Genomic DNA, 22,006 nt, shown 5'->3' on the forward strand with positions numbered 1-22,006 from the left:
AATTTAAAATTTTGAAAAAAATGATTTTTTTATTAAAATTTATTTATGAAGAGGCTAATAATCTTTATAACTTCTATATTAGGTTGGTTTATTATTATCTATTTAATAATACCACTTATTACTGCAATTGCATGGATTTTTTGGTCGCTTTTTATATATAAAAAATTATTTATAAAAGAAGAATTTAAAGGAACAATTTATGTTTTCTTTCTTCTTTTAATAATTAGTTTAATCTATTTTATTGTGCTTAAAGCATGGGCAAAATATAATTATAAAAAATATTATTTAAAAAACAAAAGAAATATAATTCCAATAAAAAACAATTATGAAAGGTTAGATATCAAAAAAATCGAATATTCAGGGGAAGAAATAGATGAACTTATTAAGATATTTTGTAATAAAAATAATACCTAACTTTTTATTTTGGTTTCCAGTTATAACAAGTATATTTTGGACAATCTCAGCAATTCACTTTTATAACACAAAAGAGAAAAAGGAGTATAAAATAGATGAAAAATCTTTACCTCCAGTTACAATTATTATTGCTGCTCATAACGAAGAGAAATTTATAAAAGATACACTTGAAGCATTAAAAAATTTAAATTATCCAAAATATGATGTAATTGTTGTTGATGATGCAAGTAAAGATAAAACTCCTAAAATCGTTGAAGAATATTTAAAATTTGAAAATTTTCATTTTATTAAATTAAATAAAAATGTAGGCAAAGCAATGGCAGTTAATATTGGAGTGCTTCATTCTAAAACAGATTTAGTTGTAGTGATTGATGCTGATACAATTTTAGATAAAGATTCACTTAAATATGTGGCTCATCATTTTAAAAAAATTCCAAGACTTGCTGCTGTTACTGGAAATCCAAGAGTTTTAAATAGAACAAATATATTAACATATATACAGACTGCTGAATTTAGTTCAATTATAAGTCTTCTTAAAAGATCACAAAGATCTATTGGGAGAATATTTACTGTTAGTGGAGCATTTACAACTTACAATAAAAATGTCCTTAAAGAGGTAGGGTGTTTTTCACATCTTACTGCAACTGAGGATATAGATATAACATGGAGAATAGAAAAAAATTTTTATAATGTTTTTTATGAACCAAAAGCTATTGCATGGATAAGAGTTCCAGAAAGTTTAAAAGAGTTAATAAGACAAAGAAAAAGATGGGCTCTTGGTGGATGGCATATGTTAAGAATACATTTTGATATTCTATTTAATTTTAAATATAAACGTCTCTTTATAGCATTTATCGAGTTTGTTTTAGCATACATTTGGAGTATTTTATTTATAGTTTTTTCTTTTCTTTGGATTCTTTCAAAATTATTTTTATATAAAGGATTTACAATTTCACCAATTCCAACTTGGTATGGAGCATTTATAAGTTTAGTTTGTCTTGTTCAATTTTTTGTATCTTCTCTACTTGATAAAAAATATGACAAAGGTATTTTTAAATATTATTTTTTTGTTGTTTGGTATCCAATAATATATTGGACTCTTAATCCAATTCTTGTATTTATAACACTAAAAGAAGGACTTTTTGGCATACTTGAAGGAAAAGGCATCTGGCATCCCCCAGACAGAAAAATTAAATTTTGAATGTTATAATTAATTTACTTAAGATGAAAACTTATTTTTTTAAGATATATGGAAGAGTACAGGGGGTTGGGTTTAGACCTTTCATTTATAAAATTGCAAAAGAGTTAGGTCTTAAAGGATATGTTTTAAATACCTCAAGTTGTGTTGAGGTTGCACTTCAAGGTGAAGCCTCTTTAATAAAAAAATTTATTGAAAAGATAAAAAATGATTCACCTCCACTTTCAAAAATTGAAAAGATAGAAGAATTTGAAATTAAAGAAGAAGAGTTTTTTGATTTTTACATAAAAGAGAGCAAAGAAGATAAAGGATTCAATTTTATTTCACCTGATATTGCAATATGTGATGATTGTCTCAAAGAACTTTTTAATCCAAATGATAGAAGATATAAATACCCATTTATAAATTGTACAAATTGTGGTCCAAGATATACTATAATTGAAGATCTTCCATATGATAGAGAAAAAACAACTATGAAGATCTTTAGAATGTGTGAATTATGTGAAAAAGAGTATAAAGATCCAACTTCAAGAAGATTTCACGCTCAACCCAATGCATGTTTTGATTGTGGTCCAGAAATTTGGATTGAAGATATAGAAGAAAAAAAAGTCACAAAGGTAAATGTTTTCAAAGAGATTTCAAAACTTTTAAGTATTGGAGAAATAATTCTAATTAAAGGAATTGGCGGATTTCATATTGCATGTGATGCAACAAATGATGAAACAGTAAAAAAATTGAGAGAAAGAAAAAAAAGACCAACAAAACCATTTGCACTTATGATGAAAGATATTGAACAGATTAAAAATTATTGTTTTGTTTCAGAAGAAGAGGAAGAAATTTTAATATCAAAAGAAAGGCCAATTGTTCTACTTAAAATAAAGAATTTAGGTGATTTAAGCCCTTTAGTTGCACCTGAAAATGAATATTTAGGAATTATGCTACCATATGCACCATATCACTATCTTATTTTTGAAGAATTCAATAAACCTTTAATTATGACAAGTGGAAATTTATCAGATGAGCCTATTATAAAAGATAATAGAGATGCAATTGAAAAGTTAAACCATATTTCAAAATATTTTGTTTTTCACGATAGAGAAATTAAACATAGAATTGATGATAGTGTAGTTTTTGTTGAAAAGAAGGAGTTAAATTTTATAAGAAGAGCAAGAGGTTATGCTCCAGACCCTATTAAAATTAATATTAATTTAAAACCAACACTATCTCTTGGTGGAGAACTCAAAAATACTTTTTCTCTTGGATACAAAAACTATGTTTTTATGAGCCCTCATATAGGAGACCTTAAAGATAAAGACACTCTTCAAGTTTATGAAGATACTATTTTTGAATTTATTAAACTCTTTAAAATAAATCCTGAAATTCTTGTTTGTGATCTTCATCCACAATATCTTTCAACGCAATTTGGAGAAAAATTTAAAAATCTTCTTGAAGTAAAATATATTCAACATCACAAAGCACACGCTTATAGTTTGCTCCTTGATAGAGAAATAAAAGACCTGTCTTTAATATTTGCTTTTGATGGTACAGGTTTTGGTGAGGATGAAAAAATTTGGGGAGGTGAAGTTTTTTTAGGAGATTTAGAAGGATTAAAGAGGGTTGCTCACATAAAGTATTTTCCTATGGCAAGAGGAGATTATACAATTGAATATCCAAAAAGAATTCTTTATACTTATCTTTCAAAATATTTACCAGAGGATTTAAGTAAATTTTCATATAAATTTACAAATCTTGAAATTGAAATATTTAAAAAAATGATCCAAAAAGGAGAAAATCTCATTGAAACATCTTCTATGGGAAGAATTTTTGATATGGTTTCAAGTTTACTTGATATAAAAGATAAGGTGAGTTTTGAGGGAGAGGCGGCAATTTCTCTTGAAATGATCTCATTAAAAAATGATACAAAAGATACTTATAAATATAAATTAATTTATGGGGACATGATTGAAATTGATTTTAAAAATGTTATAAAAGGAGTAATCGATGAAAAGGATATTTATCCAAAAGAGTATATCGGAAAAAAATTTCACAATACAATTGCTAAAATGATTTTTGATATTTCAAACATTTTTGAAGAAAAAGAAGGAATAAAAAATATTGGATTTAGTGGTGGTGTTTTTCAAAATCGACTTCTGATAAACTTAATATATGAATATTTTTATAAAACTCAATTTAAAATTTATTTTCATAAGAGAGTTCCAACAAATGATGGTGGAATATCTCTTGGTCAAATAATTTTAGGAAAGGAGTGAAATTTTATGTGCCTTGGTGTACCACTTAAAGTAATTAAAATAATAGACAATGAAAAAGCAATGGTTTCAATGGGAGAATCTTTTCTTGAAATAAACACAATTTTTACACCTGAAGTGAAAGAGGGAGATTATGTTATAGTTCATGCAGGTTTTTCGATTTCAATTCTTTCTGAAGAGGATGCAAAAGAGATAAATTCAATTTTAAGTGAATTAAAAAATGGAAACTAAACAAAAAGAGGCAATTTTAAAGATTTCAGAGTTAATTAAAAAAATATCTAAAAAAGAGAAAACAATTATGGAATTTTGTGGAACTCATACACATGAAATTTTTAGATTTGGAATAAGAGAACTTTTGCCTAAAAATATAAATCTTCTTTCTGGTCCAGGTTGCCCTGTGTGTGTAACATCACAAGAAGATATTGATTATATAATTAAAGTTTCTTATGAAGAAAATTTTGGAGTAATTACATTTGGAGATCTTGTTAATGTTAAGGGAAGTGAGATGAGTTTAAACGATTTAAGAATATTAGGAAGAGAGGTTCATATTGTCTATAATCCTTTTGATGCAATAAATATTGCATCAAAAAATAGAAATAAAAATTACATTTTGATAGGAATTGGTTTTGAAACAACAGCACCAAATTTAGGTTATACATTAATAAAAGCAAAAGAAATGAACCTTAAGAACCTTTTTTACTATTCATTAAATAAATTAACTCCTCCTGCTATGGAAGCAATACTTAAAATGGGTGAGGTTAAATTAAACGGAATAATAGGTCCAGGTCATGTATCAACAATTATTGGAAAAGAGGGTTGGATGAATGTTTTTAATGAATACAAAATACCTTTTGTAATTATGGGTTTTGAACCACTTGACTTGATTTATGGAATTTATCTTCTTGTTAAAATGATTGAAAATGATGAAGCAAAATTAATAAATGCTTATAAAAGGAGTGTAAAAGACGAAGGGAATAAAAAAGCAAAAGAGATTTTAAATAAGGTTTTTAAAGTTTCAGACGCGAATTGGAGAGGCTTTGGAACTCTCAAAAATAGTGGTTTATTTTTGAAGGATGAATTTGAAATTTTTGAGATAAGAAATTATTTTAAATATGAAATAAAAAGTAAAAAATTTTTGAGTTGTAGATGTGATGAAGTTATAAGAGGAGTTATAAAACCTTTTGAGTGTCCACTTTTTAAAAAAGTTTGTACTCCACATAATCCAGTCGGTCCCTGTATGGTTTCAAGTGAAGGTGCTTGTTCTGCATATTATCTTTATGGAGAAAATTAAAAATGAATGAAAAGATTACACTTTTTCATGGAAGCGGAGGAGAGGGAACAAAAATTCTTATTGATAAAATTTTAAAAGAGTTAAATAATGAAGTTCTCACAGAACTGCTTGACTCTGCAATATTAAATTTAAAAGAAACTATTGCTTTTACAACAGATTCTTATGTTATTTCCCCTCCATTTTTCAAAGGAGGAGATATTGGGAAATTAAGCATTTTTGGAACTGTAAATGATCTATCTGTCGTTGGGGCAGAGCCACTTTTTTTAAGTTTAAGTTTGATAATTGAAGAGGGTTTTGAATTAAGTGAGTTTGAAAGAATAATTGCATCTATTAAAGAAGCAAGTGAAATTGCAAAAGTAAAAATTGTCACTGGAGATACAAAAGTTGTGGAAAAAGGAAAAGGAGACAAAATTTTTATAAATACCTCTGGAATTGGGGTAATTAAAGAGAATAGAAATATAAGAAATAGAAAAATTGAGTGTGGAGATCTCATTTTAATAAATGGTGGAATAGGAGAACATGGTCTCTCAATTATGCTTGAAAGATTAGAAGTTAAAATAGGTGATGAAGTAAAATCTGATCTTGCTCCCTTGAACTCTTTAATTTTACCACTTTTAGATAATTTTAAAGGGATAAAATTTTTAAGAGATCCAACAAGGGGAGGAGTTGCAACTGTTTTAAATGAGATTTCAAAAAAATTTAATTTTGAAATTGAAATTTGGGAGGAAAATTTACCAATAAAAAATTGGGTTAAAGAAGCATCAAATATTCTTGGTATTGATCCATTATACACAGCAAATGAGGGAAAAGTTATTTTAGTTGTACAAAGGGATGAAGCGAAAAAAGTTTTAGAATTTTTAAGAAATCACCCTCTTGGAAAAGATGCAAATATAATTGGTGAAGTTAAGGGAAGCGGAGATAAAGTTTATTTAAAAACAGAAATAGGCACAAGAAGAATTTTAGACACATTAAAGAGGGATTTGCTTCCAAGAATTTGTTAAACATTAAACAATAACTTGAATTTATATTTTAAAATGAGTATAATTTTAGATATAAAAAATGCATGAATGGGCTTTAGCAGAAGCAGTAGTTGAATCATCATTAAACTTAATAAAAGAAAAAAAACTAGAAAAAGTTAATGAAATTTATATAAAAGTTGGAGAACTTCAAAATATTGATATTGAAATTTTTGATTTTGCCTTAAAAGAACTTATAAAACAAACTAATTTAGAAAATTCAAAGATAATTTATATAAATGAACCGGCTATATTAAAATGTAATTTGTGTGGAACTCAATGGAAATTTAAAGATAGTTTTGAAAAATTGAGTGATGAAGAAAAAGAAGCAATTCATTTTATCCCTGAAACTTTGCATATTTATATAAAGTGTCCAAATTGTTCAAGTTTTGATTTCGAAATTTTTAGTGGGAGAGGAGTTTTTTTAGAGGATATAAAATGAGTCTTGACCCAAGAGTTACCTATCTCGAAAAGAAATTAGATAGAATAAAAAGAGTTTGGGCAGTTGTAAGTGGAAAGGGAGGTGTAGGAAAAAGTACTATTGCATCAGTTATTTCACTGCTTTTAAAAGAAAAAGGGTTCAAGACAGGATTACTTGATTTAGATATTTATGGTCCATCTACTCATATCATTTTAGGAGTTAAAAATTTTAATCTAATTGAAGAAAAAGGCGTTCTTCCTCAAAATATAGATGGTTTAGAGTATCTTTCAATTTTATCTTTTACAAAAAATAAACCTTTTTCTTTAAGAGGAGATGAACTTACAGAAATTTTTCTTGAATTATTTACAATAACAAATTGGGGAGATCTTGATTTTTTAATAATTGACATGCCACCAGGACTTGGAGATACAACCTTAGACTTAATGAAATTTATCAAGAAAAGTGAATATTTACTTATATCAAATAGTTCAAGAGTTTCAATGGAAACTGTTTTAAAACTTTTTGAAATTTTAAAATATAACAATAAAAAAATTTTAGGTTTAATTGAAAATATGAAATTTTCTGATGATGAATTTGTTTTAAAAGAGTGTGAAAAAAGAGGTATAAATTATCTTGGAAGTTTAAACTTTTATTTTGATTTAGATTATTTATATGGAAATGTTTATGGTATCATTAATTCAGATTTATCACTATTTTTATATAAAATTTTAGAGAGAATTTTAAATCAAAACTTTTAAAGAGAGAGGGTGATTATGGAAAAGATTAAAATCAAAATTAATGACAATGAAGTTGAAGTAGAACAAGGAAAAACAATTCTTCAAGTCGCAAAAGAGTTGAATTTGCATATTCCTACCTTGTGTTATCTTGAACCTCTTTCACCTCAGGGAGCCTGTAGATTGTGTCTTGTTGAGGATAGGGGTAAACTTGTAACATCCTGCACCACTCCTGTTGCTCCAAATATGGATATTAAACTTGACACACCAAATGTTGTAAATTCAAGAAAATTGATTCTTCAACTTTTATTTACAGAAAGAAACCACTATTGTATGTATTGTGAACAATCTGGTAATTGCGAACTTCAAAATTTGGGTTATGAGTTTGGTTTAGATCATTTTGAATTCTCTACCTATGAGAAAAAATTTAGTATTGACAACTCACATGACTACATTATTATGGATCCAAATAGATGTGTCCTTTGTAGAAGATGTGTTAGAGCATGTTCAGAACTTGCAGGTCATTTTGTTTTAGGAGAGATGAATAGAGGTATTGAAACTCTTATAATTGCAGATATGAATGTTCCTCTTGGAGAATCAAGTTGTACATCATGTGGTTTGTGCGCACAAGTTTGTCCAACTGGAGCAATTGTTGATAAAAGAAGCGTTTATCTTGGAAAAGATGTTCAAACAGATATAATTTACTCAAACTGCAATGAATGTGCAGTAGGTTGTGGAACAAAAGTTTATAAAAAGAAAAACTCAAATTTCATTGTAAAAATTTATGGAGATATGGACTCAGAAATTAATGGCGGAGTTCTCTGCAAAATTGGAAGATTCTCTGCTCTATTTGATGAAAAGCCAAGAGTTATATCATCAAAAATTAAAGATGATTTTGGATTTAGAAAATTAGATTCAGATAAAATTATGAAATTAATCTCTGAAAAGATGGATGAACTGTATGTTTATGTTGATGGCTCACTTTTCAATGAAGAGTTAGAGTTAATCAAAAGTATTTTTAAAGACAAAGTTTACTCCCTATATCCAAACGAACCACAAATTCCATCAAATGTAACACTTAATGATCTAAAAAACGCAAATGAATTTATCGTTATTGGAGTTGATTTAAACAGAGAATTTGGAGTTATTGGATCTTTTGTAAAAAGAAAAGTTTTAGGTGGTGATGGGAAACTCGCAGTTTTTGATTCTAATTTTAACTCTCTCGCACAAATTTCTCATTATACATTCAATTTAAATGAACTAAAAGATGGCCTTGAGAAATTAAAAGAATTTAAATCTCCTATTGTAATTTATAAAGAGTTGCCTAAAGATATAATTGAAATTTTAAAAGGAAAGGAGAATTTAAAATACCTTTGGTTGCCACCTGAAACAAATTCAATTGGTTTAAACAAATTGAACATAAAGCATGAGATAAAAAATTCAAAAACAATACTTTTCTTTGGAGAAAACATTGAAGCATTAAAGAATTTTGATAAAAATACATTTATAATTGCTTTTACTCCATATGAACCAGAAGATCTTTTAAGAAGAGCAAATGTTATTGTTGGAATATCTAATGGATTCGAAAGAGATGGAACATTTTATAATCTTGATGGAAAACTCCTTAAAAAAGAAAAAATACTTTCTCCAAAATTTGAAACCCTTGATCTTAAAAAGTTTTTAAATGAATTTAAAAATGTAAGTTTAGTTAAATGAGGTGAGAGATGAAAAAAATAAAAGTTGCATCAATTTGGTGTGAGAGTTGTTCAGGGTGTCACATGTCTATTCTTGATATGGATGAGAGATTGGTTGAGTTAATAAATAAAGGACTTGAACTAAATGCAACACCAATCACAGATCTTAAAGTTCCAGATGATGATACAGATATTGGAATAATTGAAGGTGCAGTTGCAACAGATCACCATGAAGAGGAAGTTAAAATGATGAGAGAGAAGTGCAAGTTTATAGTTGCAATCGGAGATTGTGCAGTTTTTGGAGGAATTGTTACCATGAGAAATTATGTTCCTCTCAATGAACTTCTTAAAAGAGGTTATATTGAAACAGAAAGTACAGTTGATGGAAAAATTCCAACATCTCCTGAACTTGGAAAACATCTACCAAAAGTTAAAGCAGTTAATGAAGTTATTAAAGTTGACTACTATATTCCAGGATGTCCACCATCTGCAGATGCAATTTATCATGTATTAAAAGAAATTTTAGAGGGTAAAACACCTGTTTTAACAGGTGAACTACTAAAATATGAGTGATGAGGTGAGATTATGGATAAGAAAAAAATAACAATAAGTCCTGTAACAAGAATTGAAGGACATGCAAGAGTAACAATATTTTTAAATGATGATGGGAAAGTGGATGAGGCATATCTTCATATAGACCAATTTAGAGGATTTGAAAAGTTTTCTGAAGGTCGTTATTTTGCAGAAATGCCAGTTATTACCCCAAGAATTTGTGGAATATGTCCAATAAGCCACCACCTTGCATCTGCAAAAGCAACTGATGATATTTTAGGAGTTGAAATTCCTAAAGTTGCAAAACTTTTAAGAGAATTAATTCATATGGGTCAAATAATTCAATCACACTCAATGCACTTTTTTGAACTCGCAGGTCCAGATCTAATTTTAGGTTGGGATGCTGATCCAAGAATAAGAAATGTTGTTGGTTTAATTCAAGCAAATCCTGAACTTGCTCTTAAGGCTGTTAAATTAAGAAAATATGGTCAAAGAATAATTGAACTGGTTGCTGGAAGAAGAATACATCCAACATTTGCAATTCCAGGAGGAGTTAATCAAGCACTTTCAGAAGAGGCAAGAGACGAAATTTTATCAGGAATTGATGAGATGATCTCTTATATTCAAGAGGGAATAAAAATTGCACTTGATTTCATTGAGAAAAATAAAGAACTTTGTGATAAATTTGCTTCATTTCCAAGTGGATATATGGGTCTTGTTAAAGAAGATGGATCTTTAGAATTATATGATGGAAAAATTAGATTTATGGATAAGTTTGGAAATGTTGTAAAGGAGTTTAAAGAGAAATATTACTTAAAATATATTGGAGAAAGAGTCGAAGATTGGAGTTACCTTAAATTCCCATATTATAAACCCTTTGGATGGCCAGAAGGAGTCTATAGAGTTGGACCATTGGGAAGATTAAATGCTTCTGATAAAATATCAACTCCACTAGCAAATGAAGAGTTTAAGAAATATAAAGAAATGGATAATGGTAAACCAGTTGAAGGTTCAATTTACTATCATTATGCAAGATTAATTGAAACAATTTATGCACTTGAAAGAGCAAGAGAAATTTTAGAAGATCCAGAAGTGATGTCGAAAGACACATTTGTTACTGGAAAACCAACAAATGAGGAAGGAATAGGAGTTGTTGAGGCACCACGTGGAACACTTATTCACCACTATTGGGTTGATGAAAAAGGAACAATTGAAAAAGTAAATCTTATTGTTTCAACAGGACACAACAACTGGGCAATGAGTAAAGCAGTTGAACTTGTTGCAAAAGGTTTTATTGATGGTAAAAATTTAACTGAAGGAATGTTAAATAGAGTTGAAGGTGCAATTAGATGTTATGATCCATGTTTATCTTGCTCTACTCATGCAATAGGAAAAATGCCAATTGTTATTGAACTTTATGATAGTAAAGGAAATTTAATAAATTTTGTTAAAAGAGACTAAAAGAGTAATTTTAGTCGGATTTGGAAACGAATTTAGGAGAGATGACAGTTTAGGAATAAGGCTCCTGGACCTTATAGAAGATGAGAGAGTAGAAAAAATTAAGGTTCAGGAGCTTTCATATTCTATAATTGATGAGATAAAAGATTTTGACATTGTAATTTTCATTGATGCAAGCATTGAAGGGAATGATATAAATTTTAAAAAAATAGAAAAAAAAGAAAAATTTTCTCCATTAACACATCATATACCTCCGGAAGAACTTTTAATTTGGGCAGAATTTATAAATAAAAAAAAGTATGATTTTTATGTTTTATCAATAAGGGGTTATGATTTTGATTTTGGTGAAGAGTTATCGGAGAATGCAAAAAAAAATTTACAAAAAGGAGTCATATTTTTAAAAAATTTCTTAAAAAGTTTAAACATTTAATTTTAATAGATCCAAATCTTAAATATTAGATAAAATTAATTTAAGAAGATTTAGATTTATAATTTATTTGATTTAATTCTTTTTTTGGAGGATTTAGATGATTAATAAAATTAATGATTATTTTAAAGCGTGTTGTTATATAGCAGCAGGAATGATATACCTTCAGGATAATCCTCTTCTAAAGGAGCCATTAAGAAAAGAACATATTAAAAATAGATTACTTGGACATTGGGGAGCAAGTCCAGGTTTAAGTTTTGTTTATGTTCACTCAAATAGAGTCATTAATAAATATGAGATAAATGCTATCTTCATTCCAGGGCCTGGTCATGGCGCACCTGGTGTAATTGCGCCAGTTTATCTTGAGGGAACCTTAAGTGAAATTTATTCTGAATTTAGTCAAGATGAAAGAGGTCTTAAAAACCTATTTAAAGCATTTTCTTTTCCAGGAGGCTTCGGTAGCCATTGCACACCAGAACTTCCGGGATCAATTCAAGAGGGTGGAGAGTTAGGATATTCACTCTCACATGCATTTGGCGCAGTATTTGATAATAAAGATCTTATCGCTATAACTGTTGTTGGTGATGGAGAAGCAGAAACAGGGCCTCTTGCAACTTCATGGCATTCAAATAAATTTTTAAATCCAGTTACAGATGGAATGGTTTTACCAGTTTTACTTTTAAATGGTTATAAAATAAATAATCCAACTGTTTTATCAAGAATTGAAAATGAAGAACTTTTGTCTTTATTCAAAGGTTATGGATATGAACCTATTTTAGTGGAAGGAGTAGAAATATTAGATCTTCATGAAAAAATGATTAAAGCAATGGACTATTCAATTGAAAAAATTTTTTCAATTTGGGATTCAACAAGAAAAAGTGGAAATCCTAAAAGATATCCATATCCTATGATAATTTTAAAAATTCCTAAAGGTATTACTGCTCCAAAAAAATATAGAAACTACTTTATTGAAGGGTATTGGAGATCACATCAAGTTCCATTCCAAGACGCAAAAGAAAATGAAGAAAGTTTAAAAAAGTTAGAAGAGTGGCTTTTAAGTTATGAACCAAATAAATTATTTGATGAGAAGGGATCTTTAAGAGAAGATTTAAAAGAGTTATCACCAAAAGGAAACAAAAGAATGAGTGCAAATCCGATTACAAATTGTGGATTAATTCGAAAAAGTTTAATTTTACCAGAAGTTTATAATTTTAAAGTTGATGTAAAAGAAAGGGTTAAAGACACATTTGAAAATACAAAACCTCTTGGTTTATTTTTAAAAGAGGTGATAAATTTAAATAGAAATAATTTTAGAGTTTTTGGACCAGATGAAACAAAATCAAATAGGTTAGATGCAACTTTTGAATTTGGAAAAGTTTGGATGGCAAAAACTCTTCCAGAAGATTTAGATGAAGGATATCTTTCACCTTATGGTAGAGTTATGGAATATCTTTCAGAACACACTATTGAGGGATGGCTTGAAGGATATCTTTTAACAGGAAGACATGGTTTTTTAAACACTTACGAAGGTTTCTCTCAAATTATCTCTTCTATGGTTAATCAATTTGGCAAGTGGATTGATATATCAACTGATGTATCTTGGAGGGCACCAATTTCATCTTTAAATTTACTCCTAACATCTGTTGTTTGGAGGCAGGATCATAATGGTTTTACTCATCAAGATCCAGGATTTATAAATTCAATTGTGGATAAATGGCCAAATGTTGTGAGAGTTTATTTTCCACCAGATGCAAACACTCTTTTATGGGTTGTATGGCATGCACTTCAAACAACAAACAGAATTAATATTATAGTTATTGATAAACAAAAACACCCTCAATATCTTACAATTGATGAAGCAAAAAAACATGCAACAAAAGGTATTGGAATTTGGGATTTTGCATCAACTTATCCAAATGAAGAACCAGATGTTTGCATTGCAAGTTGTGGTGATATACCTACAAAAGAGGCAATATACGCAGTAAATATTTTAAAAGAGAATTTTAAAGATTTAAAAATTAGATTTATTAATGTTTTAAATCTTTTTACTCTAACCCCTAATTCAGAACATCCAGATGGACTAAGTGATAAAGAGTTCGACTCATATTTTACAAAAGATAAGCCAATAATTTTTAATTTTCACGGTTATCCATGGTTAATTCATAGGTTAACTTATAGAAGAACAAATCACAAGAATCTACATGTAAGAGGATATAGAGAAAATAGAAAAATTGGAATTGACTCATCATATCTTGCCTCATTTCTAAAAGGAAGAGGAGGAATTACAACTCCACTTCAACTTGCAATTTTAAATCAAATAGATAGATATAGTATCGCAATTGATGTTATTGAGAGAGTAGAAAAAATTAGGGAAAAGGGTGCAAATTTAAAAGACAAATTAAAAGACATGCAAATAGAAGCACTTGATTATGCATATAAAAATGGAATAGATAAAGAGAGTTAAAAAATAATTGAATCAAAATTTTCTTGAAGTTCTTTTTTGTTGAATAAACCTTTTATATCAACAATTAAAGCATCTTTTTTTATAAAGTTTTTTAAATCTTCTATTTTTAAATTTTCATAATCTTTTTGAATTACACTTATTACAACAACATCTGCATCTTTAATTGCTAAATTTAAATCACTTATTTTTTCTTTTAGATCAATTTCAACCATATTATCATAAGCAACTATCTCTTTGAAATATTTTTTTGAAATTTTTAAAAATTTTAAAGATGGACTCTCTCTTGTATCTTTTGAATAATCTTTCATTGCAAGACCAATAAGAGCAAGTTTTGAATTTTTAGGATCTTTTCCTTTTTTATTTAATTTATCAATAATCAATTTTAAAACTCTTTTTGGCATATTATCATTTATTTTTCTTCCTAATTCAAAAATAGAAAGGTCTTTTTTATTTATTTTTACGCTCTCTTTTAAATAGTAATAAGCATAAGGTAGGCAATGACCTCCAACTCCAAGTCCAGGAGAAAGAAGACTTTTCACTCTTTTATGAGTTTTTGCAGCCTCAATAACTTCATTTGGAATTATATCCATATTTAATAAAATATTTGCTAAAGAATTTACCATAGCAATATTTAAATCTCTTTGAAGATTTTCAATTATTTTTGATGCTTCTGCAATTTCAACTTTGTTAACAATATGATATTCTCCATTAAAGTTTGACTTAAAGAAATTAAGGGTTTTTTCAATGCTCTTTTCTCCTATACCACCAATCAATGTTGTCATATTAATTAATTCCTCAAACGCTTTTCCTTCTGCCATTCTTTCAGGAACATAAGATAAATAAAAATCTTTCTCAACTTTTAATCCAGAATAACCTTCAAGAAGGGGTAAAACCAATTTTCTTGTTGTGCCTATTGGAACTGTGCTTCTTAAAATAATAAGAGTATCCTTTTTTAAATTTTTCCCAATATTTTCAATTCCATTAATTAAAAAATCATAATTAATCTCTTTGTTTCTTTTTAAAGGAAGAGGAATTGTTATCATAATAATTTCAGAATTTAATATTGCTTCTTTAAAATCTATTGTTGGAATAAAATTTCCTTTTTTAATTTCATCTAAAACTATCTCATCAATGCTTTTATCATTATAAAATTCAAAAAGTGAAGTTTTTCCAGATTTTATATCTTCAATTCTTTTCTTATTTATATCAACTCCATATACTTTAAGACCCTTCATACTTAAAATAAGCGAGAGTGGAAGACCAACAGCGCCAAGACCAAAAACAGAAATCATTAAAGAACTCCTCCTTCTTTTAAAGATTCTATAAAAATTTTTGATAAGTTTTCCATTGAAAATTTATCTATCTCTTCTTTATTATATTTAACTTCAACTCCATTTAAATAATCTAAATAGATTTTTTTCAAAGTCTCCTTTATTTTATCAACATCATCGGGTTCAACAATATCTTTTACGCCACATCTTGATAAAATATCTTTACACTCTCCATCTGGTACAAGTGCAATTATTCTTCTTCCACTACCTAAATATTCAAAAGTTTTTTGTGGAACAGTTACCTCACCGCCTCTTCCAAGGAATAAGAAAAGTAGGCTTGATCCAAGAATATAACTTATTGCATCTTTATGTGGAAGAAACCCAGAAATTTTAACAAAATCACTTAAATTCATCTCATCTACAATTTTTTTAACATTCTCTTCAAATGGCGAAAGTATATAAACTTTTGCATCTTTTTTAAATTTTTCATTTTCATTGATTAGAAGTTGAAATGCTTTTAAAAAGAAAACTGGAGTTTGCAAAGAGTAAAAACTTCCAATGTAAGAGATTGAAAAACCATCTAATTTTTTACTTTCAACTTCAAAATCTTTTTTATCAAACCCTCCATAAACAATTTTTATCTTATTTTCATTTAGAAATGCAAACTCTTTGAGTAAAACTTTCTTAAATGATTCTGTTACAACAACTATTAAATCACACTCTTTCAAACATTTTTCTTCAACTTTTCTATTTTTAATTTTTGATGATAGAGAATATTCTATAAATGGATTCTCAGACCAAAGATCTCTTAGATCCATAACCCATTTAATATTTATTCTTTTCTTTAAATTTAAACCAATAAGATGAGTTGAGTGTGGAGGACCAGATGTTATAACAATATTAATTTTCTCTTTTTCAATAATTTTCTTTGCTTCTTTAAAAGCATCTTTTACCCATTTTATCTTATCATCTGGGATAAATAATTTTAATCTTAACTTTGTTAAAAGAGAACTCTTTAATACTCTATATTTATCCAAGATATCTTTCTCTTCCTTTTTTTCTCTTTTTAAAACTCTATATAAAAATTTAGGTATAAAAATTCGTGGATCTTTAAATTTAACTCTAATCACCTTTACATCTTCTGGAATTCTTGAAGAGTCATCTCTATATTTATATGTTGGATAATCGCTTGTTAAAAGATATTTTTCATAATCTTTTATATATTTTAAAAGTTTTATGACTCTTTCACCACCACCACTTCCAATTGGGGGAGAAAAAAATGAAACAAAAAGAATTTTTTTCATCTAATAACCTCTTTATAAACATTAAATGTTTTTTCAATCATATTTTCTTTTGTAAATTTTTCTGATACCTTTTTTCTATTTCTCTCTCCAAACTCCTTTCTTTTATCTTCATCTAAAAAATATAATATCTTTCCAACAAAATCCTCTTTATTCAACTTTTTTATTATAAATCCATTTATTCCATCTTCAACAATATCTCTTACACCTAAGGAGTCAAAAGTGATAACTGGAAGAGAAGATGACATTGCCTCAAGAGTCACGATTGAAAAACCCTCTTTAATTGATGGAAGAACAAATACATCAAAAATTCCATAAATTTTTCTCACATCACTTCTAAATCCAAGCAAAAGAACATTTTTAGATAAATTTAACTTTTCGATTCTCCTTTCAACATCTTTTCTTAAAGAACCATCTCCAACAATAATAAGTTTTGCATTTTTAATCTCTTTTGAGATCAAAGAAAAGATTTCAATTAAAAAGAGTGGATTTTTTACTCTCTCAAGCCTCATAACAGTTCCAATAACAAAATCACTTTTTTTCAAACCAAAATCTTCCTTTTTATAAAAATTATCATTTAATTCTATACCAAGATTAATTAATTTAATTTCTTTTTTATATCCTCTATTTAAAATATATTCTTTTAATGAATTAGAAGGAACAATTATCAACTCTGCGACTTTAAGAGTAAGATCATCAATTTTTTCAAAAAAGAGACCTTTAATTTTTGTGCTATAATCTTCATTCATAAAACTTGTATAAGATGAAATAGATTTTATATTTAATTTTTTAGATATAACTCTTCCATAAAAATTTCCTCTAAAACCATAAGTGTGAATTAGATCAAGTCTTTCATCTTCTACTACTTTTCCTATTTCTTTAAAATTTAAAATTTCCTTAAATAAGTATTGTCTAAAACCACTCTCCTTTATTTCATTAAAAAGAACCCCTTTATAAAAATTAAAAAACACAAATTCAAATTCTTTTCTTAACTCTTTTGCTATAGACATAACTTGATATCTTGACCCCCCTTTTTCACCACCACTTATAAAAATTCCAATTTTTTTCATTCTTTTTTAAATGAAAATAAAATAGAAACTAAACTCCACATTGTCGCACTTAATATTGGAATTTCCCATAGGTTTTCTGTAATATTGTTTAAGAAAAACGCAACTAAACCTAAAAAAATCCCTAAAGAAATCATCTTTTCTTTTTCATTTTTTAAGTTTATCAAATTTGAAACTCCTTTTCTTAAAATTGAAAAAATAAGATAAATAAAAGATATAAAACCAACAAATCCTGTTTCAACAAGTGTTTTTAAATAGTAGTTATCAACATAAAGACCTTCAAACATTCCTAACCTACTTGCAACTGCTCCTCCAAATCCACCTGGACCAACACCAAAAATTGGTTTTAATGAGAAAATCATTATTGCAAGATTCCATCTAAAAAGTCTCCCATAAGTTTTTGCTTTTTCAAGATAAATTGGAGATAAAAGATTTAAAAATCTAATTCTAATTTGGGGTATGGAAAATGCAATTATAATAAAAAATATTAAAACAAGAAAGTATCTTTTATCTTTATACAAAAGGGTAAAAAGTAAAAATGAAAATATAATTGAGATTTGTGCTGCCCTTGTTAATGTGAAAAGAAGAGCAAATAAAGATAAACCAAGAACAAAAAGATAATATAATTTTTTAATAAGTTTTTTTTCTGAAAGAAACATTGTAAATATAAGAGGAATTAAAAGAATCAGATATCCTGCAAAAGCATTTGGTGAACCAAAAATTGAATATGCCCTTGTTGAAATTGTAACCTCAAGATCTTTGTCAACCCAAGACGAAGGAATTGGAACTCTTGCAATATATTGATAAATTCCATAAAGAGAAAGAAAAAGGAGTGAGATTGATGATAAATTAATGAAAATTTCAACATCCTTTTTATCATCTATAAAATTAACTACAATTAAAAAGAAAAGAAACATTTCTAGATAACTTCTTATTCCATCGAAAGCAATTCTTGTATCAATTTTTGTAAAATAAGAGGATAAAAGAAGAACAAAAAGAAAAACAAATACTGGATAAATAATTTCTGTGAATTTTATCTTTTGAGTTTTGGATCTTAGTAAAAAAATTAAAATTAAAAGAAAAATGAAGGCTTCATCCCATATAGATGAAAATGGGGGAAAAGAGTTTCTTATAAAAAAATCAAGTAGAGGATAGAAAGGAATTAAATAAAATAAAAATTTATATGGAAAATAGTAAAAAAGAAGTGGTAGCGAAAAAACAAATCCAAATTGAGGTTTAATTAAAAAAGAAATAACTGTTAAAAAGGTGAAAAAAATTGTTCCTATTTCAATCATTCTTGCCGCCAAATAATCTAAAGATAAAAGAGTTCTTTATTAAATCTTCATTTATAAAAATAGAAATAAAAATAAAATACAAAAGAAAAAGAAGTAAAAGTTTTATCATAAAAGATTGAATCTTTAAAATATATGGAATAGATAAGATTATAAAAAATATTAAAACACTTTTATAATTACCATTATATTTAATTTTAAAAATATTTAAATTTAAAGAGAGATCTTCGTCTTCTTTTTTTAAAATTTTAAATATAAAACTTTCATAATAAAAATCCTTAATTAAATTAAATACCTTTGATATAAAACTTTCACTGTATAACTCTCCTAAAAGTGTCAAAAATTTATTGATAAAACTCTCATCTATTAAATTTCTTAAATTTTCATTAATCTTTAAGGTATTCATCTACTATATTTTTTATTTTATCATAGTCTAAAATATAATATGAAAGACCGTTTTTCCAATCAATAGTTCCTGGAAGAGTAAAAGATATCATGTCTTCTTCCTTAATATTTTTAACAATAAGACCCAATTTTATTATTTGAGTTGGCTCAAGATTCGTTTTAACCCAATTTTTAAGTTCTAGTAAAGCCTTTTGAAGTCTTAAAGTATTTGAAAGTCCAAGTGCTTGTTTTATTAGTGCCTTTATAAATTTCTGTTGTCTCTCCATTCTTCCAATATCTCCAGTTTCATCCATTCTGAATCTAACATATTCAAGTGCTTTCTCGCCATTTAAATGTTGCAACCCCTTTTTAAGATGAATTTTTACATCTCCAAGATAAGATTCATAATCCATATCTTTTTCTACATCAATTGTTATGCCACCAATTAAATCTATCATTTTTACAAACCCTTCAAAGTTAACTTCAACATAATATGGAATTTCTATACTTAAAATAGATTCTACTGTTTTAATTAAAAGTGGAACTCCTCCATAAGAGTGAGCATGAGCCAATTTTTCATCTCCTTCATAACCTGGAAGTGTAACAAGAGAATCTCTTGGAAGAGAAATAAGAACTAACTTTTTATTGACTGGATCAATAGATAAAAGTAAATTAGTATCAGATCTTGACATCTCATCTTCATATCTTTGATCTATTCCAACAAGCAAAATATTAATTTTTTTACTCCAATCAATTTCTTTTGGAGGAACTATATTTTCATCATTTTCATCAACCTTTGGATTTATTGAAGATAAAATGTAATATGTGTAACCAATAAATGACACAATTAAAACAATTAAAACTATTAAAATAATAGTTAATATCTTTTTAACTTTTTTCATCTATTCCACCTCTAATTCTATCAAGTTCTAACTTTAAACTTTTATAATCTTTAAAATATAATACTGAAAAATATATTAAAAGTGTTACAAAAATCACTATTCCAACTTGCATAAGTTGTCCATATTTTGAAATTGTATAACCATTTTTATCTAAATAGTTTGATATTAAAAGGGAAATTAAAGTTGCTATTAGAGAGTATGCTGAAATTTTTATAAAATTTATTAAAAACTCTTTTAAACTTAATGTTTTAAGTTTTTTAAATAAAATTCCAAATAAAAGAATAAATTGAAATATGCTTGCAAGAGATGCTCCAAGCGGAATTCCTGAAAGACCAATTATTTTTGAGTTTAATAAATATAAAGAAATCTGTATAATAATTGTTATGATGCTTATTATAACTGGTGTTATTGTGTCTTTAAATGAATAATAAACTCTTACAAGAAGCGATGTCATACCCCAAAATGGTAGACCTATTGAATAAAAAATAAGAAGAGATGAAACAACTTTTGTTGCGTTTTCAGTAAACATGCCTTGTTCAAAAAGAAGTCTTATAATAGGATATGAAAATAAAATTAAACCAACTGATGATGGAATCATAAGATAAAGAATAAATTTTAAACCAAATTGTATTGTTTTTGAAAGTCTCTCGAACTCTTTTTTTGACACAAGTTGAGAAAGTGTTGGAAAGATTATTAATGATACAACGAAAGCAAAAATTCCAAGAGGAAGTTGAGATACTTTAAAAGCATAATCAAGCGAAGATATTGCTCCTTCGCCAAAATATGAACCAATTGATTTTTCAAAAATTGGAGTTATATATCCAAAAGTTGAATTTATTAAAATTGGAACTGCAAGAATTCCAATTTTTCTTACATATTGATTCTTTAGATTAAATATTAATTTATATTTCCAACCCTTTTTTATAACAAAAGGAACTTGTATTAAAAGTTGGAGTATTGCACCAATTATAGCACCATAAATAATTGCATATGGACCATAAAATTTAGTTAAAAAAATAAGAGATGCAACTATTGAAATATTATAAAGGACACCGCCTATTCCAGGAATTATAAAAGATTCATAAGTGTTGTGAAATCCACTAAAAAGTGATGCCCATGCAAGAATTAACATTTGAGGTATAAGATATAAAAATAAAGAATTTGCTAAAGTTTTCATTTCTTCACTTGCATGTGGTGCCATTAGATGAATTAGCTCTTTTGAAAAAATAAAAAATAAAAATGATAAAATAACAAAAATAATTCCAATAACATTAAACAAGATATTGAAAGTTTCCCACATATCTTTTTCTTTTTTCTCAATAAGAAAATCTGTAAAAACAGGAATGAATATTGCAGACAAAAGTCCTGCCACAAGAAGGTGAGAGATTGTTAAAGGAATGTATGTTGAAATTTTAATTGCATCAGATTGAAAGGTTGTACCAAAAAAATAAGCAATAACTTCTTCTCTTATAAAGCCTAAAATTCTTGTAATTAGGGTGATAAGAATCATTATGAAACTAATTGAAATTAACCTTTTACCTCTCAAAAGTGACTTCCTCCAAAAATTTTTGGATAAAAATAATCAATATCTTTTTCTCTCTATTCATCACTCATAAAATTTTATTCAATTTCTCCCCCTTTGTCAAATAATATAAAAACCTAATATAAATTATTTAATATTCTATAACACTAAAAGATAAAACGAGCATCTATTAATTACAAATCAGAATCACAAATCAGATGACACAATATATGATAGATTATTTTAAATTTTCAAATATGTTATGGATTTATATATTTGCTTGACAAATTTTAAAAATTTTATTAAAATATTTAAAATAAAACATTGGAGG

20 protein-coding genes are annotated in these 22,006 nt (G+C 27.2%); 13 read left to right on the plus strand and 7 right to left on the minus strand.

The window, feature by feature from the left end; all coding sequences use genetic code 11:
- Positions 1-45 precede the first annotated feature (45 nt).
- The 13 genes from pgaD (at position 46) to QMD25_00310 (ending at position 13,936) form a co-directional block, all read left to right on the plus strand.
- Positions 46-414: a poly-beta-1,6-N-acetyl-D-glucosamine biosynthesis protein PgaD gene (pgaD, locus tag QMD25_00250; GenBank protein ID MDI6860434.1), complete on the plus strand. Its 369-nt coding sequence runs from the start codon at positions 46-48 to the stop codon at positions 412-414.
- Positions 374-1,615, plus strand: a complete 1,242-nt coding sequence (locus QMD25_00255; protein ID MDI6860435.1) for a glycosyltransferase — start codon at positions 374-376, stop codon at positions 1,613-1,615. Before pgaD ends, QMD25_00255 begins: the two co-directional genes overlap by 41 nt.
- 23 nt (positions 1,616-1,638) lie before the next feature.
- The gene (gene hypF, locus QMD25_00260) at positions 1,639-3,882 is read left to right on the plus strand and encodes a carbamoyltransferase HypF (protein ID MDI6860436.1); all 2,244 of its coding nucleotides are present in this window, start codon (positions 1,639-1,641) and stop codon (positions 3,880-3,882) included.
- A 6-nt stretch (positions 3,883-3,888) separates the two neighbouring features.
- The gene (locus tag QMD25_00265) at positions 3,889-4,110 is read left to right on the plus strand and encodes a HypC/HybG/HupF family hydrogenase formation chaperone (protein MDI6860437.1); all 222 of its coding nucleotides are present in this window, start codon (positions 3,889-3,891) and stop codon (positions 4,108-4,110) included.
- A complete protein-coding gene (gene hypD, locus QMD25_00270) occupies positions 4,100-5,170 on the plus strand; it encodes a hydrogenase formation protein HypD (GenBank protein ID MDI6860438.1) in 1,071 nt (356 codons plus the stop codon). The genes QMD25_00265 and hypD overlap by 11 nt, the downstream gene beginning before the upstream one ends.
- 2 nt (positions 5,171-5,172) lie before the next feature.
- Entirely contained in the window at positions 5,173-6,171 is a 999-nt protein-coding gene (gene hypE, locus QMD25_00275) for a hydrogenase expression/formation protein HypE (GenBank protein MDI6860439.1), read from the plus strand.
- Between the two features lie 58 nt (positions 6,172-6,229).
- Complete coding sequence (gene hypA, locus QMD25_00280; GenBank protein ID MDI6860440.1) at positions 6,230-6,628, plus strand: hydrogenase nickel incorporation protein HypA; 399 nt, start codon at positions 6,230-6,232, stop codon at positions 6,626-6,628.
- Positions 6,625-7,365: a P-loop NTPase gene (locus QMD25_00285; protein MDI6860441.1), complete on the plus strand. Its 741-nt coding sequence runs from the start codon at positions 6,625-6,627 to the stop codon at positions 7,363-7,365. The genes hypA and QMD25_00285 overlap by 4 nt, the downstream gene beginning before the upstream one ends.
- 15 nt (positions 7,366-7,380) lie before the next feature.
- Entirely contained in the window at positions 7,381-9,057 is a 1,677-nt protein-coding gene (locus tag QMD25_00290) for a 2Fe-2S iron-sulfur cluster-binding protein (GenBank protein ID MDI6860442.1), read from the plus strand.
- A gap of 8 nt (positions 9,058-9,065) precedes the next feature.
- Positions 9,066-9,608 carry an NADP oxidoreductase gene (locus tag QMD25_00295; protein MDI6860443.1) on the plus strand — a complete coding sequence of 181 codons (543 nt, stop codon included), beginning with the start codon at positions 9,066-9,068 and terminating at the stop codon, positions 9,606-9,608.
- Positions 9,609-9,620: 12 nt separating this feature from the next.
- Positions 9,621-11,048: a Ni/Fe hydrogenase subunit alpha gene (locus QMD25_00300; GenBank protein ID MDI6860444.1), complete on the plus strand. Its 1,428-nt coding sequence runs from the start codon at positions 9,621-9,623 to the stop codon at positions 11,046-11,048.
- Positions 11,032-11,475 (plus strand): hydrogenase maturation protease, encoded by a 444-nt coding sequence (locus tag QMD25_00305; protein ID MDI6860445.1) that lies wholly within the window; start codon positions 11,032-11,034, stop codon positions 11,473-11,475. The genes QMD25_00300 and QMD25_00305 overlap by 17 nt, the downstream gene beginning before the upstream one ends.
- 97 nt (positions 11,476-11,572) lie before the next feature.
- Positions 11,573-13,936 (plus strand): phosphoketolase family protein, encoded by a 2,364-nt coding sequence (locus QMD25_00310; protein MDI6860446.1) that lies wholly within the window; start codon positions 11,573-11,575, stop codon positions 13,934-13,936.
- Here the strand turns inward: QMD25_00310 and QMD25_00315 are convergent.
- From QMD25_00315 to murJ, 7 genes are read right to left on the minus strand one after another with little or no spacing between them, the layout of a single operon-like run.
- Positions 13,933-15,228 carry a nucleotide sugar dehydrogenase gene (locus QMD25_00315; GenBank protein ID MDI6860447.1) on the minus strand — a complete coding sequence of 432 codons (1,296 nt, stop codon included), beginning with the start codon at positions 15,226-15,228 and terminating at the stop codon, positions 13,933-13,935. The genes QMD25_00310 and QMD25_00315 overlap by 4 nt on opposite strands.
- Positions 15,228-16,511, minus strand: a complete 1,284-nt coding sequence (locus QMD25_00320) for a hypothetical protein (GenBank protein MDI6860448.1) — start codon at positions 16,509-16,511, stop codon at positions 15,228-15,230. Before QMD25_00320 ends, QMD25_00315 begins: the two co-directional genes overlap by 1 nt.
- Positions 16,508-17,578, minus strand: a complete 1,071-nt coding sequence (locus tag QMD25_00325) for a glycosyltransferase family 4 protein (protein MDI6860449.1) — start codon at positions 17,576-17,578, stop codon at positions 16,508-16,510. The genes QMD25_00320 and QMD25_00325 overlap by 4 nt, the downstream gene beginning before the upstream one ends.
- Positions 17,575-18,870, minus strand: a complete 1,296-nt coding sequence (locus QMD25_00330) for an O-antigen ligase family protein (GenBank protein ID MDI6860450.1) — start codon at positions 18,868-18,870, stop codon at positions 17,575-17,577. Before QMD25_00330 ends, QMD25_00325 begins: the two co-directional genes overlap by 4 nt.
- A complete protein-coding gene (locus QMD25_00335; protein ID MDI6860451.1) occupies positions 18,863-19,273 on the minus strand; it encodes a hypothetical protein in 411 nt (136 codons plus the stop codon). Before QMD25_00335 ends, QMD25_00330 begins: the two co-directional genes overlap by 8 nt.
- The gene (locus tag QMD25_00340) at positions 19,254-20,153 is read right to left on the minus strand and encodes an LCP family protein (GenBank protein ID MDI6860452.1); all 900 of its coding nucleotides are present in this window, start codon (positions 20,151-20,153) and stop codon (positions 19,254-19,256) included. The genes QMD25_00335 and QMD25_00340 overlap by 20 nt, the downstream gene beginning before the upstream one ends.
- Positions 20,140-21,699, minus strand: a complete 1,560-nt coding sequence (gene murJ / locus QMD25_00345) for a murein biosynthesis integral membrane protein MurJ (GenBank protein ID MDI6860453.1) — start codon at positions 21,697-21,699, stop codon at positions 20,140-20,142. Before murJ ends, QMD25_00340 begins: the two co-directional genes overlap by 14 nt.
- Between the last annotated feature and the right edge of the window lie 307 nt (positions 21,700-22,006).

The organism is Caldisericia bacterium, from assembly GCA_030018355.1.
In the GTDB taxonomy this organism is placed as follows: domain Bacteria; phylum Caldisericota; class Caldisericia; order B22-G15; family B22-G15; genus JAAYUH01.

Excerpts from the sequence above, each read along its gene's own strand:
- pgaD (MDI6860434.1), top strand. The coding sequence starts at position 46 with ATGAAGAGGCTAATAATCTTTATAACTTCTATATTAGGTTGGTTTATT.
- QMD25_00255 (MDI6860435.1), top strand. The coding sequence starts at position 374 with ATGAACTTATTAAGATATTTTGTAATAAAAATAATACCTAACTTTTTA.
- hypF (MDI6860436.1), top strand. The coding sequence starts at position 1,639 with ATGAAAACTTATTTTTTTAAGATATATGGAAGAGTACAGGGGGTTGGG.
- QMD25_00265 (MDI6860437.1), top strand. The coding sequence starts at position 3,889 with ATGTGCCTTGGTGTACCACTTAAAGTAATTAAAATAATAGACAATGAA.
- hypD (MDI6860438.1), top strand. The coding sequence starts at position 4,100 with ATGGAAACTAAACAAAAAGAGGCAATTTTAAAGATTTCAGAGTTAATT.
- hypE (MDI6860439.1), top strand. The coding sequence starts at position 5,173 with ATGAATGAAAAGATTACACTTTTTCATGGAAGCGGAGGAGAGGGAACA.
- hypA (MDI6860440.1), top strand. The coding sequence starts at position 6,230 with ATGCATGAATGGGCTTTAGCAGAAGCAGTAGTTGAATCATCATTAAAC.
- QMD25_00285 (MDI6860441.1), top strand. The coding sequence starts at position 6,625 with ATGAGTCTTGACCCAAGAGTTACCTATCTCGAAAAGAAATTAGATAGA.
- QMD25_00290 (MDI6860442.1), top strand. The coding sequence starts at position 7,381 with ATGGAAAAGATTAAAATCAAAATTAATGACAATGAAGTTGAAGTAGAA.
- QMD25_00295 (MDI6860443.1), top strand. The coding sequence starts at position 9,066 with ATGAAAAAAATAAAAGTTGCATCAATTTGGTGTGAGAGTTGTTCAGGG.
- QMD25_00300 (MDI6860444.1), top strand. The coding sequence starts at position 9,621 with ATGGATAAGAAAAAAATAACAATAAGTCCTGTAACAAGAATTGAAGGA.
- QMD25_00310 (MDI6860446.1), top strand. The coding sequence starts at position 11,573 with ATGATTAATAAAATTAATGATTATTTTAAAGCGTGTTGTTATATAGCA.
- QMD25_00315 (MDI6860447.1), bottom strand. The coding sequence starts at position 15,228 with ATGATTTCTGTTTTTGGTCTTGGCGCTGTTGGTCTTCCACTCTCGCTT.
- QMD25_00320 (MDI6860448.1), bottom strand. The coding sequence starts at position 16,511 with ATGAAAAAAATTCTTTTTGTTTCATTTTTTTCTCCCCCAATTGGAAGT.
- QMD25_00325 (MDI6860449.1), bottom strand. The coding sequence starts at position 17,578 with ATGAAAAAAATTGGAATTTTTATAAGTGGTGGTGAAAAAGGGGGGTCA.
- QMD25_00330 (MDI6860450.1), bottom strand. The coding sequence starts at position 18,870 with ATGATTGAAATAGGAACAATTTTTTTCACCTTTTTAACAGTTATTTCT.
- QMD25_00335 (MDI6860451.1), bottom strand. The coding sequence starts at position 19,273 with ATGAATACCTTAAAGATTAATGAAAATTTAAGAAATTTAATAGATGAG.
- QMD25_00340 (MDI6860452.1), bottom strand. The coding sequence starts at position 20,153 with ATGAAAAAAGTTAAAAAGATATTAACTATTATTTTAATAGTTTTAATT.